Source organism: Altererythrobacter sp. H2 (genome assembly GCF_035319885.1).
Taxonomy (GTDB): domain Bacteria; phylum Pseudomonadota; class Alphaproteobacteria; order Sphingomonadales; family Sphingomonadaceae; genus 34-65-8.
The window spans coordinates 2,470,450-2,484,511 of sequence record NZ_CP141285.1 but is presented as its reverse complement, the minus strand read 5'-3'; the positions used below and the strand labels follow the sequence as shown (position 1 = coordinate 2,484,511).

Below are 14,062 nucleotides of genomic sequence, written 5' to 3'. Positions count from 1 at the left end.
TGCCGTGAACCGCATCCTCGTGGAACGCGAACTGACCGATGAAGGCCCGCGCCGCCGGGGCGGGGCGAAAGGCAAGCGGCACACTGTGACCGTCAACCTCGCTGAAAGCCCGATCGCCTGGCTCCATGCGCGGGGCCATCTTGAGGCGCGCCTGTTCGATGCGGGCGAGCGCCTGCGCGCCGATTACGAGCGCGCTCAGCTTGGTCCGAACGTGACCATGCGGTGGGATCCGGTGCGGATCAGTGGCGGCGGTAATGGCGGGCTTTCGCCCACCGAGCGGCAGATCGCCGCGCGCCAACGCTTCGATGGCGCCATCGCGGCGGCGGGCAAGGGCCTGGAGGATATCTTGTGGCGGGTGGTTTGTGCCTGCGAGGGTCTGCCACATGCCGAACGCGCGCTCGAATGGCCTGCGCGCAGCGGAAAGCTGGTGCTCCGCATCGCCCTGGAGCGCGTGGCGGATTTTTACCGGATCCCGTGACTCAGGTCTGGCCCTCGACCGCTTCTGCCAGTGCCAGCCAGCGTTCTTCTGCCGCCTCTTTTTCGGCGCGGGCGTGCTCAAGCCCCTTGTTGATGGTGGCGAAGCGGGCGGGATCGCGGGTGTAGAGGTCCGGGTCAGCCAGCAAGGCCTCGCCCCGCGCGATTGCAGCGTCGAGCTCCTCGATCCGGGCCGGGAGCAGCTCGTAATCGCGCTGGTCCTTATAGGTCAGCTTGGTGCTTTTCGGCGGCGGCGCGGCGGGCGTTTCGCGGCTTCGCTCGGCCCGCGCAGGAGCAGGCTTGGTGGATCGCGCGATCCGCTTGGTCTGCCAGTCCTCGTATCCGCCTGCGACGATGTCGACGTAGCCGCTTCCATCTAGCCCCAGGGTGACCGTGACAGTCCGGTCGAGGAAGTCGCGATCATGGCTGACGATCAGAACGGTGCCTTCATAATCCGCGATCACTTCCTGGAGCAGGTCGAGCGTTTCCAGATCGAGGTCGTTGGTCGGCTCATCGAGCACCAGCAGGTTGGACTTGCGGGCAAATTCGCGCGCCAGCAGCAGGCGGCTGCGTTCGCCCCCGCTCATGACGCCCACTTTCATGTCCACCACGCGAGGGTCGAACAGGAACTCTTTGAGGTAACCTTGAACGTGCTTGCGCACGCCGCGCACGTCGATCCAGTCGCCGCCTTCGGCCAGAACCTGGCGCACGGTCTTGTCGGGCGTCATCAGGCTTCGCTGCTGGTCGATCATCACGCCGGTCAGCTTCGGGGAGATGTCGATAGTGCCGCTATCAGGGGCCAGTTCGCCGGTCAGCAGCTTGAGCAGGGTGGTCTTGCCGGCACCGTTGGATCCGACCACGCCGATCCGGTCGCCGCGCTGGATGCGAAAGGTGAAATCGCGGATGATCCGGCGCTCGCCAAAGCTCTTCGACACACCCTCAGCCACGATGACCGACTTGGATTTGAACTCTTCCTCGGTCGCAAGGCCGAGTTTCGCCGTCCCCTTGGGTGCAATCATCGCGGCGCGGGCGCTGCGCATCTGCCACAGCTTTTCCAGCCGCCCCTGGTTGCGCTTGCGCCGCGCCGTGACCCCGCGTTCGAGCCAGTGCGCCTCGATCTTGAGCTTGGCGTCCATCTTCTCGGCGGCGCGCGCTTCCTCGGCGTAAACCTGATCCTCCCAGGCCTCGTAGCCGCCGAAGCCCACTTCCTTGCGCCGCAACTGGCCCCGGTCGAGCCAGATGGTGGCACTGGTCAGGCGCTTGAGGAAGGTCCGGTCATGGCTGATGACCACGAACGCCCCCTTGTACCGGTCGAGCCAGCTTTCCAGCCAGTCAATCGCGGCGAGGTCCAGGTGATTGGTCGGCTCGTCCATCAGCAGCAGGTCCGGGTCCTGCGCCAGGGCGCGGGCAATCGCGGCCCGCCGCTTTTCGCCGCCGCTCGCCCCGGCAGCGGGCGTGGACATATCGATACCGAGCTGGCCGGCAATGGCCTCCACCTCATGGACTGCCGGGGCATCGCTGCCAGCCAGGGCGAAGTCCATCAGCGTCGCGCAGCCGGAAAGGTCGGGATCCTGCTCCAGCAGCACGATGCGCAGGCCCGGCTTGATCTTGCGCTCGCCCCGGTCAGCTTCGATGCGATTGTCAATCAGCCGGAACAGCGTCGTCTTCCCGGCGCCGTTGCGCCCGATCAGGGCAAGCCGGTCGCGCGGGCCCACATGCAGGTCGAGCGAAGCACCGGCGCCATCGCCGAACAGCCACTTGCCGCCCTGTTGCAGGGCCATGTTTTCCAGCGAGAGAACGGGGGGTTGCGCCATGGCGCGACGCACTAGACGGCGCGGCTCACTGGAACAAGCGGTTCAGCCACGCGTAAGGGCACTGCGCCGATGGGCACAGACCAAGGAGACCTTGCTTATGACCCGAATTGCCCTGCCTCTTGCCGCCCTGACCATGGCCGCTTCCCCGCTTGCGGCGGCGGAAGTCACCGTCACCGCTCAAGGGCCGATTGTGGAGCTCAGCGTGACCGAGACGGTCAAGGGCCGGCCCGATCTGGTTGAGGTCGGCGCAGGGGTGACGACCGAAGCCGCCACGGCAGTCGAGGCCATGCGGCTGAATGCCGAACAGATGGCGCGCGTTGTCCAGCGCATCCGCTCGCTCGGAATTGCCGCAGACGATGTGCAGACCACCGGGATCAATCTCAACGCGGCTTACGATTACAACGGCCAGCGTCAGGTATTCCGCGGTTATCAGGCGTCCAACCGGGTGAGTGTAACCTTGCGCAAGGTGGACGAAACCGGGCGGATACTGGATGCGCTGGTCGCAGCCGGGGCGACCGATCTGTCGGGCCCCAGCTTCTCGATCGAGGATGACACGGCCGCCCAGGCGCAGGCTCGCAAGGCAGCCGTGGAAAAGGCCGGGGCGATGGCGCGGCAATATGCCGAATGGAGCGGCTATACGGGCGTGAGGGTGCTCAAGATCAGCGAATCCATGCAGGGCGGAATGCCTGTGCCCTATATGCGCGCGCAGGCGATGGAAGCTTCCTCCGCGCCCACTCCGGTGGAGCCCGGTCTGGTGGGGACGTCCGTCAGCGTATCAGTCACCTATGAAATGACACGTTAATATTAAGTGCGTCAAACCTGAATGGGCGGCAACCGCAGCATTCAGAACTTGTTCAATGCCTCAGGCCTAGGCAGGAAAGCATGATGCAAAAGCTCATCCTCCCCTGTCTGGCCGGTGCGCTTGTGTTTACCGGCGTGGCCGCACCTGCACTGGCCCAGCCGCGCTCTGATCAGGGTGAGGCGCGCAAGGAAATGCAGGCGGGCAACATCTTGCGTTCGCGCGAGATCGAGGCGCGTATCCTGCCGACGATGCGCGGTTCGGAATATCTGGGGTTCGCCTACGATGCCACCGCAATGGCCTATCGCCTCAAGTTCATCCGTCAGGGGCGGGTGCTGTTCGTCGATGTCGATGCGCGCACCGGTCGGGTGCTTCGGCGCACCCAATAGCATCGCGAATAGGCGGGGGCAGCAGATGTCGGCCGTGTTGACGCCATTCCTTCAAGCGACCACTTAGGAGCAACCTTAATCATCGGCACCACAGGGGAGCCAGCATCGATGCGTATCCTGATCGTTGAGGATGAACCAACACTCGGCAAACAGCTCAAGTCCACGCTTGAACAGACCGGCTATGCGGTCGATCTTTCGACCGATGGCGAAGACGGCCACTTCATGGGCTCGACCGAAGAATATGATGCGGTGATCCTCGACCTCGGCCTGCCGGAGATCGACGGGCTGACCGTGCTCGGCATGTGGCGCAAGGAAGGCCGCAAGTTTCCCGTGCTGGTGCTGACTGCGCGCGATTCCTGGTCCGACAAAGTGGCCGGCCTTGATGCCGGTGCTGACGACTACCTGGCCAAGCCGTTCCGCACGGAAGAGCTGATCGCCCGCCTGCGGGCGCTGATCCGCCGCGCTTCCGGCAACACCTCTGCCGAAATGACCGCTGGCGACGTGCGGCTCGATACCCGCTCCGGCCGGGTCACCCTGAACGGCGAGCCGGTCAAGCTGACTGCGCAGGAATACAAGCTGCTCAGCTACCTGATGCACCACAAGGGCAAGGTGGTCAGCCGGACCGAGCTGATCGAGCACATTTACGATCAGGATTTCGACCGTGATTCGAATACGATCGAAGTCTTCGTAACGCGCATCCGGAAAAAGCTGGGAGCCGATGTGATTACCACCATCCGCGGCCTGGGCTACAGCCTCGACGATCCGGCCGAAGGCACGCGCGGCTGAGGGTGATGTGAGCGCCCCGGCCGAGAATTCCGCAGGGGCATCCGACACCCCGCCCATCGGGGGCACGCCGCATACCGGCAGCCTTTCGCGCCGGATGATGATGATCGCGGCGGGCTGGATTCTCGTCCTCCTGCTGGCCGGCGGCTTCGCGCTGGACCGGGCCCTCAGCAACCTGGTCCAGCGCAATTTCGACGACCAGCTCGAATACATGCTTACCGCCATGATCGCCTCGGCCGAGATCGGGCAGGACGGAGAGGTGCTGTTCTACCGCGCGCTGGGCGACCAGCGGTTCCTTGAACCGAACAGTGGGCTCTACTGGCAGATCGACGGCGCCGGGCACGATTCCTGGCCCTCGCGCAGCCTGTGGGATCGCACGCTCCGTGTTCAGGGCGACCATGTCGACAACGATCCCCACTATTACGACAGTAACCAGTTCCCGGGCGAGCCTTTGCGGGTGGTCGAGCGCACCGTGATCCTGCCTGACAGCGAGACGCGCTGGACCTTCGCCGTTGCCTCCGCCACCGGAGAACGCCAGGCGCAGCAGGCGCAGATCCGCAACATCCTGCTGTGGAGCTTTATCGTTCTGGGTCTGGGGCTGTTTCTGATGGCCACCCTGCAGAGCTGGTATGGCCTGCGTCCCCTGCGGCGCGTGCGGGCGGCAATCCAGCGCATCCGCACCACCGGAACCAACCGGGTGACTGATCCCCTGCCGCTGGAAGTGCAGCCGCTGGTGCAGGAACTCAACATGCTTCTGGCCCATTCGGAACAGCAGGCGGAGGAAGCCCGGACCCATGCCGGCAATCTGGCCCACGCGCTCAAGACTCCGCTGACCGTGGTCACCAATGCGGCCACCGCCCATGCGCCCGATCTGGCGGAAACGGTGATCCGCGAGGCCCGGACCATGCAGCGCCATGTGGAGCACCATCTGGCACGGGCGCGGGCCGTGGGGCGGCGCGCGGTTGGCCTGGCCAGCACCCCGGTGTGCGACAGCGCAGAGGGCGTGCGGCGTGCGGTCGAGCGGCTCTATCCCGATGTCCGGTTCGACATTGACGGTAACCGCGCCGCGAAAGTCGCGATCGAACGGCAGGATCTGGACGAGATCCTGGGTAACCTGATTGAAAATGCCGCCAAATATGGCGGCGGCAGCGTGTTTGTGACGGTCGACGCCGAGCGCGAGGCGGAACAGTGCGTGATCTGGGTCGAGGACGACGGAACCGGTATTCCGGCAGCGGAATGGCCGCGGATCTTTGATCGCGGCGCGCGGCTCGATACCGGCAAGCCCGGAACGGGCCTCGGCCTGGCGATCGTGCGGGACGTGGCGGAAATCTACGGGGGGGAGGTTTCGCTGGGCGAGAGCGAGGATCTTGGCGGCCTGCTGGTCAAGCTGAGCTTGCCGCGGGCAGCCTGAAACGGCCGCCTTACCAGCCGCCCGAGCCCCATCTCTGGACCAGCTGGCGCAAGGTGGCATCATGCCGCTCACGATCACGGTCATTGTGCCAGCGCAGCAGGCGGATGGTGCCGAGCGGCTCATCTTCCTCGAACTCGAGCCCCGCAAACCGGCCTCTGGTCCAGACGACCGAAAAGACCGCCTCAAGCGGAGAACAGGAAAGGATGCCCCGTCGGCCAACCGGCAGCGGCGCATCCGTAATGATTCGGGCGCCGGTCTGGGAAACATCGTCCAGCGCACAGTCAAACTCGCCATCGAGCAGGACCACTTTGCCCGGCAGGCAGACCGTCAGCCGTTCCGAACGGCGGCGGCCAAGAACGGCGGACAAGTCCGGTGCCGATGCCAGGGGGAGATGCGGTGCGCTTGCCATGGCATGGTTAATAGCGCGGCAACCATGAAAGAGCCGTAAACGCGGGGCAGGGGCCTCTGCCTATCCTTGCCGCGCCTTTTCATGGTGACGGATCACTTCATCGATCACGAAGCGGATGAATTTCTCGCCGAACTCCGGGTCCAGATCCGATTCCTCTGCCAGTTTGCGCAGTCGTTCGATCTGGGCCTGTTCGCGCCCGGGGTCGGACGGGGGCAGGGCATTCGCTGCCTTGTAGGCGCCGACTGCCTGCGTGATGCGGAACCGCTCTGCCAGCATATGGACAATCGCGGCGTCAATATTGTCGATGCTGCGGCGGAAAGCGGCGAGCTGAGGATCGGGAGCTGTGTCGGTCATCGCGGCGCTGCCTATCACGGGGGCAGCCGGGTTTCCAAGTGTTCTCAACTCTTGCCAAGCCCGCCCCGCAGTCGCATGGCGGGGCGATGACTGCCGAAATCGTCCCCCTGCCGCGCAAGCGGCCCTCGCTCGACCCGATGCTGGCGCTGACCGCGCAGGGCATGAATTCGGTCAATGCGGTGATCCTTGACCGGATGCAGAGCGAGATTCCGCTCATCCCGGCGCTGGCAGGACACCTGATTTCGGGTGGTGGCAAGCGGCTGCGCCCAATGCTGACGCTCGCGGGGGCGGAGCTGGTCGGCTACCAGGGCGCCCGCCACCACAAGCTCGCCGCCGCGGTGGAATTCATCCATACCGCCACCTTGCTGCATGACGATGTGGTCGATGGCAGCGAACTGCGCCGGGGCAAGGCTGCGGCCAACATCATCTTCGGCAATCCGGCGACCGTGCTGGTCGGCGATTTCCTGTTCAGCCGCGCCTTCGAGCTGATGACCGAGGACGGCAGCCTCAAGGTGCTCAAGATCCTTTCCAGCGCCAGCGCCATCATCGCCGAAGGCGAGGTGTCGCAGCTTACCGCCCAGCGCCAGATCGGCACCAGCGAGGAACGCTATCTGTCGATTATCGGCGCCAAGACCGCCGCCCTGTTCGCCGCGGCCAGCCGGATTGCGGCTGTGGTGGCTGAGTGCGACGAACAGCAGGAGCGGGCGCTGGAAGACTATGGTCGCAACCTCGGTGTGGCGTTCCAGCTGGTCGACGATGCGATCGATTACGATTCCGACGCCGCCGAAATGGGCAAGGACCAGGGCGACGATTTCCGCGAAGGCAAGATGACCCTGCCCGTGATCCTCGCCTATGCCCGCGGGACGGAAGAAGAACGCAAGTTCTGGCAGCTGGCGATCGCAGGCCACCGCGCCGGCGATGCCGAACTTGCCGAGGCGATCCGCCTGATCGGCAAGTATGACGCCGTCGAAACCACCCGCGAACGGGCACGCCACTTTGCCGAGCGGGCGATCAACGCCATATCGATCTTCCCCGACAGCAAAGCCCGCGCCGCGATGGCCGAAGCGGCGCAATTCGCGGTCGCGCGGGGGTATTGATTACCCGGCCCGTTCGTATCGAGCGCAGGCCGTAGGCCGCAGCCGAGACATCGCGCACAGTGCATCGTGTCTCGACTTCGCTCGGCACGACCGGATATGGCGGTGCCGTGATCCCCGACCTCCCCATCCACGGCGTCCTGTCCGATCTTCTCGGCGCCCTTGCCGACAAGGGTGCTGCCGTACTTATCGCGCCGCCGGGAGCCGGGAAGACCACGGCGGTCGCGCCCGCGCTGCTGGGCGAGGGCTGGTGCACGGGGCAGGTCATTCTGCTCAGCCCGCGCCGGGTGGCGGCCCGCGCAGCGGCCGAGCGGATGGCCGAGTTGCTGGGCGAAAAGCCGGGAGAAACAATCGGCTATCTGACGAGGCTCGACAGCAGGGCCTCAGGCAAGACGCGGGTGCTGGTGATGACGGAGGCGATTTTCGTCAACCGGATCGTCGCCGATCCCGAACTGCCGGGTGTGTCTGCGGTGTTGTTCGACGAGGCGCACGAACGCCACCTCGACAGCGACCTTGGCCTCGCGCTGGCACTGGAGAGCCGCGCCGTGCTGCGCGAGGACCTGCGGGTCTGCGTGATGTCGGCCACGCTCGACGGCGCGCGGTTCGCACGTCTGCTGGGCGATGGTGCGGCGGTTGTCAAAAGCGAAGGCAAGGCTTTCCCGCTTGAAATCCGCTGGTTGGGCTCCGCTCCTGAGAAACGGATTGAAGACGCCATGGCGGGTGCCGTGCTGACTGCCTGGCGCGAAGAGGGTGGCGACATTCTCGCGTTCCTCCCCGGCGTAGGCGAAATCGAGCGCACCCGCGAGCGGCTGGTCGAGCGCTTGCCCGAGGTGCCGATCCTCCCGCTTCACGGGCAGTGCGAACCGGCGTCCCAGCGCGCGGCGATCCGGCGTGACCCGCAAGGGCGGCGGCGGATCGTGCTCGCGACCGCGATTGCCGAGACGTCGCTGACCCTCGACGGTGTCGATATCATCATCGACAGCGGCCTCGCTCGCCATGCCGAATTCGACAAGGCTGCCGGGACCACCCATCTTGTCACCCGGCGCGCCAGCCAGGCCTCGGCCGCCCAGCGCGCGGGCCGGGCAGCGCGGCAGGGGCCGGGGGTGGCCTATCGCCTGTGGGAAGAGGCCGGGCACGCGGGCAGGCCGCCGTTCGCGCCGCCGGAGATCGAGACCGCCGACCTCGCGCCGCTGGTCCTGGCGCTGGCACGGTGGGGCACGGCGGACGCGGCCAGCCTGCCGTGGATTGACCCGCCGCCTGCGGCCTCGGTCGCGGCGGCACGGGCGCGGCTGGAAGCACTCGGCGCGCTGGACGATTCGGGGCGGATTACCGGGCGGGGGGAAGCGCTGGCCGCCTTGCCGCTCGACCCGGCGCAGGCGGCGATGGTGCTTTACGGGGCGGAGCATGGGGCAGGGCGCACGGCGGCCAGGCTCGCCCTGCTGCTGCAGGAGCGTGGTCTTGGCGGGCGGGGCGAGGACCTCGCCGCGCGCCTCCAGCGCTGGGATGCCGACCGTTCCCCGCGCGCGGAGGCCAGCCGCAAGCTCGCCGCACGGTGGGATGAACTGGCAGGCAAGGCAACGCCGGCAAGGCAGGAGCCGCCCCCCGCCGTCCTTCTCGCGGCAGGTTACCCAGACAATGTGGCGCGCCGCCGCGATCCTTCGGGCGAGCACTGGCTTTCAGCGGGCGGGCGGGGGTTCGTGCTCGATCCCACAAGCTCGCTGGCGCGCGCCGAATGGCTGGTGATCGGCGATGCTCAGGGGCAGGCCAAGGGCGCACGAATTACCGCAGCGCTGGCTCTGGAGGAAACCGAGGTCGAACTCTGGTTGGCACCCCGCATCGAGCGGCGCAGCGTGTTGCGCTGGACCGGTGAGCGTGTTGAAGCCCGGCTCGAACGGCGGCTCGGCGCAATCACTCTGGCTACCGGTCCTGATCCCGCGCCCGACCCGGTGGCGGTTGTGGACATGCTTGTGGACAAGGCGCTGGACAACCTGTCAGCCATTCTCCCGCGCGAGCTGGTCAATCGCGGGCGCTACGCCGGGATTGTCGGGTGGGAGGAGCCTGCGCTGCGCGCCAGTGCCGACCAGTGGTTGCGGCCCCTGCTCGCCGGTCGCCGCGATCTCGATGTGTCCAGGGGCAAGCTTGCCGACGCCCTGCTGGCCCTGCTCGACTGGGATGCGCGCCAACTGCTCGACCGGCTCGCCCCGCGCGAGTTCGCCTCGCCTGCAGGCACGCACCATGCGATCGACTATGCCGGGGATGATGCCCCTAGCGTCGAGGTCCGGGTGCAGGCGCTGTTCGGGCTTGAGCGCCACCCGATGGTGGGCGATACGCCCCTGCTCCTCAAGCTCACCAGTCCGGCTGGTCGCCCGCTCCAGTCGACCCGCGACCTGCCCGGTTTCTGGCGCGGATCGTGGGCGGACGTGAAGAAAGAGATGAAAGGGCGCTACCCCAGGCACCGCTGGCCCGATGAACCATGGGCGGAAAAGCCCAGCCTGAAGACCAAGAACGCCTTTTCACGCAGCGATTCGTGATTTAGAGCGCAGCCCATGAGCGCCCGCATTTATCAACGCCCGAAAAACGCGATGCAGTCCGGCAAGGCCCGCACCGAGGAGTGGGTGCTCGAATTCGAGCAGTCCGAAGCGCGCCGCCCCGATCCGCTGATGGGCTGGACCGGCAGCGCCGACACCCAGTCGCAGGTCGTGCTCACGTTCCCGAGCAAGGACGAGGCGAAAGCCTATGCCGAGCGGTACGGGATTGCTGCCCGTGTCCATGCGACTCCGCCCAAGGCGATCAAGTTGCAGGCTTATGCGGACAATTTCCGTTAATGCGCTGGCGCTCGCAGCGCTTGCCCTGCCGCTGACGACCCCGGCATCCGCGCAGGGCCGCTTCATCCCGGATGTGGAGCAGATAGAGCTGCTTTGCCCGCAAATCGGGCTCAATGGTTACCTGCTCGGAGCGGTCGAAACCAGCGCGCACTGGGCTGAACTGGCCGAAGTCGAAACGCAGGCGCCCGCTCCGCTGGTTGATGCCTCGTTGATCTTCACGACCTGGTCGAACCGCCTGGCTGCAATCGAGTGGCAAGGTCCGGGGTTCGAAGGGATGGAACATTTCCCATGGCTTGATGGGATCTCGGAAGAGCTGGAAGCGGCGGGATGGTCTCTCCACGGCGAAGAAGATGGCCTGTTCGAGCCTGTCGAATACCGCAAGGAAATTGCCACTGCGGACGGACCGCGCACATTTGCGGTCAAGGCTGCCAGCAATGGGAACTTCGAACTGACGTGCGGTGATGCGGCGTTGCTGGACCTGTCGGCGGCAGAGGCCCTGGGCGATCTGGCCGAAGGTTCTCCGCGCCCACTGCCGCCGCCAGCGGATTGGGCGAACGTAGCCGATTCCTGGCTGGCGCGTTTCGATTGTGATGACGATACATTGCTTGCGCGGCTTGATCAGGTGGAAAAGCTCGATCAGACCGCACCGGTTGTCATCGCGCATATCGGCCAGCCGCCCGATCTAGGGGCGGAGGGGGACTATCAGCGCCGACTTGAAATGTGGTTGCGGTGGAAAATCCGCACCTCTGGCAAACTCTCTTTCGAGGAAAGCCTGGAGATCGAGGATCGCGCGGTTTCTTATGATAGCCGCGAATCCGCCGAAGATGTTACCGATTTCCTTTTGACCGCCACTGCGCTGATCGAAGCGCAGAAGGGTGGTGATGGCAAGGCGCGGTGCACGGCGGCACGCTCGCTGTTCGCCGGGGCCCGCGAGTCCGGAGAGCGCGAGGCGCGCCGGATCGCCAGAGCCAACGCGGTGCGGATAGCGGAAGCGCGCAAGCTTGGCATCGCGATCGATTGAAACCCTCTCCCGGCGCACTAGACTGGCGTACGGGGAGAGCCATGATGGGCGAAGCCAAGACGCAAATCACGCCGGTTGATCCGGCCGACTTTATTGCATCAGTCGAGCCTGAACGGCGTCGTGACGAAGCACTTGTGCTCGATGCCCTGTTCCGGCGGGTAACCGGCGAGGTCCCGAAAATGTGGGGGCCGAGCATGATCGGCTATGGCGAATACCGCACCACCTATGCCAGCGGGCGCGACGTGCACTGGATGCGGATCGGGTTCAGCCCGCGCAAGGCCCGGCTCTCGCTTTACCTGATGGGCGGTTATTGCGACGCGCTGACCGGCAAGCACCGCGACGAATTGCTCGCCCGGCTGGGCAGGCATTCGACCGGGGCGAGTTGCCTCTATGTGAACAAGCTGGCCGATATCGATATGGCGGTGCTGGAGGAGATTGCCGCCGCCGACTGGGCGACGATGGCACGGCTCTATCCCTAAATCCCCGCATACCACTGGTAGCCGGAGCGGTCTTCCCAATAGCCGCCTTTGCCGTCACCGATCTCGTCGAGGCTGGCGACCGCTTCGATCGCGGTGACATATTTGGCGTGCTTGTAGCCGAGCTGGCGTTCGATCCGCATCCGCAAGGGAGCGCCGTTCTTTTCCGGCAGCGGCTGGCCGTTCAATGCGTGGGCGACGATTGTCTGCGGGTGCCAGGCATCGACCAGGTCAACGCTCTCGTAATAGTCGCGGTTCGCCAGCCGGTCAGCGCAGCGGAACACGATGAACTGCGCGTCCTCGCGCAACCTGGCCATTTCGAGCAGGGTGGAAAGCTGCGGCCCGGTCCATTCGCCGATCGCGCTCCAGCCTTCCACGCAATCGTGGCGGGTGACCTGGGTGCGCTGGGGCAGGGCGCGCAGATCGTCTAGCGAGAGGCTGAGCGGGCTTTTGACCAGCCCGCGCACTTCCAGCCGCCAGTCGGGGAAACCGGCGGTGAGCTGAGCGCGGTAGAAATCGCTGCTTACCGTAAGCGAACCATTGCCACGGAAATAGGGCGAGATCGCTGCGCGGGGATATTCCGGGGCCAGCGCCTCGCGATTGGCCAGCAGGCGGTGCGCCTTGCGGTGCCAGCCTTCCGCCAGATCGAACAGCGACTGCGCCGTTCCGGTGTCGGCCACTTTGGCGCATCCGCCCGCGAAAAGTGCGCCAAGGCCGGCGAGGACGTTGCGGCGTCTCATCGGCTGCCCCCCGTCACCATGTCGTGCAGCAGGGCCAGCGGCCGGTTGAGCAGGACCAGCACCACGTGGACGACGAGGAACGCGATCAGTGCCCAGGCGAACAGGAAGTGCAGGCTGCGCGCGCTCTGTCGCCCGCCCAGCGCATCGACCAGCCACGGCATGGCCGGTTCGATCCCCGGGCTGATCGCCATGCCGGTGAACACCATCATCGGCAGCATCACCCCCAGCACCAGCCCGTAAGCCAGCCGCTGGAGGAAGTTGTAGCCGCCGCCGGGATGGTCGAAATCGAGCCGCAGGTGGGCCCTGACCTCACGCCAGACTGCCGCCGGGGACCATTCGTCGCGCCGGGTGCGCAGGCGCCGCCAGAAGTGCCGGTTGCCGAGCATGGCGAGCCAGACGAACAGCAGCCCGAGCGCGAAGGGCCAGGCCATCAGGATGTGCCAGTCACGCGCTTCGGCCAGGTTGTAGTTCGCGGGGATCGTCATCCAGCCGGGAAAGCGCGGGACCGCCAGCCAGGCCTGCTCCGGCGCGAAGCCCCAGTCACCCCAGTAGAGATAGCGGTGCGCGTTGGAGATGGTCAGCCCGCTCATGAACAGCACGACCAGGCAGGGCAGGTTGACCCAGTGCCAGACCCGCGTCGAAAGCGGGTGGCGCTTCATTCCATGTGCTCGCGGGCGAGATAGATCACGTCGCGCGGCTGGCGCATCAGGTGCTGGCCACTGTCGATGAACAGGGTCTCACCGCTGGCGAGATGACCTTGCGCCAGGAACAGGCAGGCATCGGCGATTTCGTCCGCCCCGGTCTTGCGCTGCAGCAGATTGAGCCGGTGAGATATTTCCACCTCTTCTTCGGTCTGGTCATGGCTGGCGAGGATCGCGCCGGGGGCGAGGCCATAGATCCGGTCCTCCGGCCAACCGGCCCCCATGGCGAGCATGGGCAGGGCCCCGGCGACGGCATGTTTGCTGAGGGTATAACTGAAGAAATCCGGATTGGTGTTCTCCAGCTTCTGGTCGGTGAACTGGATTACCGTGCGCCCCTGTTTCGACCGGGCGAGCCGGAGGAACGCCTGCGCCATGCGCACCGGGGTTTTGGCGTTGATGGCCATCGACCGGTCATAGGTGTTCGAGTCGAGCGCGGTTACATCGTCCGGGCGGAAAATTGCCGCGCAGTTGACCAGCACTCGCCAGTCATTGAGCCGCAGCGCCAGCCGCTCTACCATTTGCGAGGATGCCAAGCTGTCGGCCAGATCGCAGTGGATCGCTTCGGCGCTCGGCAGGCTGGCAGCCAATGCCTCGGCCTCGCGGGCGGAATTGCCGTAGTGAAGCACGACGTGCCAGCCGGATTCGCCAAACGCCCGGGCCACGGTTGCGCCAAGGCGTCGCGCGGCGCCGGTGATGAGGACGGAGGGGCGAGGCATCCCCGCCTTGGAGCATAACCCGGCGGCGTTGGAAAGCCCGCGCCGCCGGCGTCATG

16 protein-coding genes are annotated in these 14,062 nt (G+C 66.0%); 10 read left to right on the top strand and 6 right to left on the bottom strand.

What is annotated here, in order from left to right:
• Positions 1–4: 4 nt before the first annotated feature.
• Complete coding sequence (locus U4960_RS12350; protein WP_324260934.1) at positions 5–478, top strand: DUF6456 domain-containing protein; 474 nt, start codon at positions 5–7, stop codon at positions 476–478.
• Between the two features lies 1 nt (position 479).
• Here U4960_RS12350 and U4960_RS12345 read toward each other — a convergent pair whose 3' ends face one another.
• Entirely contained in the window at positions 480–2,288 is a 1,809-nt protein-coding gene (locus tag U4960_RS12345; RefSeq protein WP_324260933.1) for an ABC-F family ATP-binding cassette domain-containing protein, read from the bottom strand.
• A 97-nt stretch (positions 2,289–2,385) separates the two neighbouring features.
• Here U4960_RS12345 and U4960_RS12340 point away from each other — a divergent pair, with 97 nt between their 5' ends.
• From U4960_RS12340 to U4960_RS12325, 4 genes are all read left to right on the top strand, one after another.
• Complete coding sequence (locus U4960_RS12340; protein ID WP_324260932.1) at positions 2,386–3,090, top strand: SIMPL domain-containing protein; 705 nt, start codon at positions 2,386–2,388, stop codon at positions 3,088–3,090.
• 83 nt (positions 3,091–3,173) lie between these two features.
• On the top strand, positions 3,174–3,476 hold the full coding sequence (locus U4960_RS12335) for a hypothetical protein (RefSeq protein ID WP_416379120.1): 303 nt from the start codon (positions 3,174–3,176) through the stop codon (positions 3,474–3,476).
• 108 nt (positions 3,477–3,584) lie between these two features.
• Positions 3,585–4,262, top strand: coding sequence for a response regulator transcription factor (locus tag U4960_RS12330; protein ID WP_324260930.1), 678 nt, complete (start codon positions 3,585–3,587; stop codon positions 4,260–4,262).
• A 94-nt stretch (positions 4,263–4,356) separates the two neighbouring features.
• Positions 4,357–5,670 (top strand): sensor histidine kinase, encoded by a 1,314-nt coding sequence (locus U4960_RS12325; protein ID WP_324263103.1) that lies wholly within the window; start codon positions 4,357–4,359, stop codon positions 5,668–5,670.
• 10 nt (positions 5,671–5,680) lie between these two features.
• Here U4960_RS12325 and U4960_RS12320 read toward each other — a convergent pair whose 3' ends face one another.
• Positions 5,681–6,037, bottom strand: a complete 357-nt coding sequence (locus U4960_RS12320; protein WP_324260929.1) for a PilZ domain-containing protein — start codon at positions 6,035–6,037, stop codon at positions 5,681–5,683.
• Positions 6,038–6,139: 102 nt separating this feature from the next.
• Positions 6,140–6,433, bottom strand: coding sequence for a chorismate mutase (locus tag U4960_RS12315; RefSeq protein WP_324260928.1), 294 nt, complete (start codon positions 6,431–6,433; stop codon positions 6,140–6,142).
• Positions 6,434–6,519: 86 nt separating this feature from the next.
• Between U4960_RS12315 and U4960_RS12310 the strand changes: the two genes are divergently transcribed.
• The 5 genes from U4960_RS12310 (at position 6,520) to U4960_RS12290 (ending at position 11,852) form a co-directional block, all read left to right on the top strand.
• On the top strand, positions 6,520–7,530 hold the full coding sequence (locus U4960_RS12310) for a polyprenyl synthetase family protein (protein ID WP_324260927.1): 1,011 nt from the start codon (positions 6,520–6,522) through the stop codon (positions 7,528–7,530).
• Between the two features lie 110 nt (positions 7,531–7,640).
• Positions 7,641–10,058 carry an ATP-dependent helicase HrpB gene (gene hrpB, locus U4960_RS12305; protein ID WP_324263102.1) on the top strand — a complete coding sequence of 806 codons (2,418 nt, stop codon included), beginning with the start codon at positions 7,641–7,643 and terminating at the stop codon, positions 10,056–10,058.
• A 15-nt stretch (positions 10,059–10,073) separates the two neighbouring features.
• Positions 10,074–10,352, top strand: a complete 279-nt coding sequence (locus U4960_RS12300) for an ETC complex I subunit (protein ID WP_324260926.1) — start codon at positions 10,074–10,076, stop codon at positions 10,350–10,352.
• Positions 10,333–11,373 carry a hypothetical protein gene (locus U4960_RS12295; protein ID WP_324260925.1) on the top strand — a complete coding sequence of 347 codons (1,041 nt, stop codon included), beginning with the start codon at positions 10,333–10,335 and terminating at the stop codon, positions 11,371–11,373. The genes U4960_RS12300 and U4960_RS12295 overlap by 20 nt, the downstream gene beginning before the upstream one ends.
• A gap of 41 nt (positions 11,374–11,414) precedes the next feature.
• On the top strand, positions 11,415–11,852 hold the full coding sequence (locus U4960_RS12290) for a DUF1801 domain-containing protein (protein ID WP_416379069.1): 438 nt from the start codon (positions 11,415–11,417) through the stop codon (positions 11,850–11,852).
• On the opposite strand, the gene U4960_RS12285 is transcribed toward U4960_RS12290, so the two are convergent.
• From U4960_RS12285 to U4960_RS12275, 3 genes are read right to left on the bottom strand one after another with little or no spacing between them, the layout of a single operon-like run.
• Positions 11,849–12,589 carry a molybdopterin-dependent oxidoreductase gene (locus U4960_RS12285; RefSeq protein WP_324260924.1) on the bottom strand — a complete coding sequence of 247 codons (741 nt, stop codon included), beginning with the start codon at positions 12,587–12,589 and terminating at the stop codon, positions 11,849–11,851. The two genes, U4960_RS12290 and U4960_RS12285, sit on opposite strands and share 4 nt — an antisense overlap.
• Positions 12,586–13,248 (bottom strand): cytochrome b/b6 domain-containing protein, encoded by a 663-nt coding sequence (locus U4960_RS12280; RefSeq protein ID WP_324260923.1) that lies wholly within the window; start codon positions 13,246–13,248, stop codon positions 12,586–12,588. Before U4960_RS12280 ends, U4960_RS12285 begins: the two co-directional genes overlap by 4 nt.
• Positions 13,245–14,006 carry an SDR family oxidoreductase gene (locus tag U4960_RS12275; RefSeq protein WP_324260922.1) on the bottom strand — a complete coding sequence of 254 codons (762 nt, stop codon included), beginning with the start codon at positions 14,004–14,006 and terminating at the stop codon, positions 13,245–13,247. The genes U4960_RS12280 and U4960_RS12275 overlap by 4 nt, the downstream gene beginning before the upstream one ends.
• Positions 14,007–14,062 lie beyond the last annotated feature (56 nt).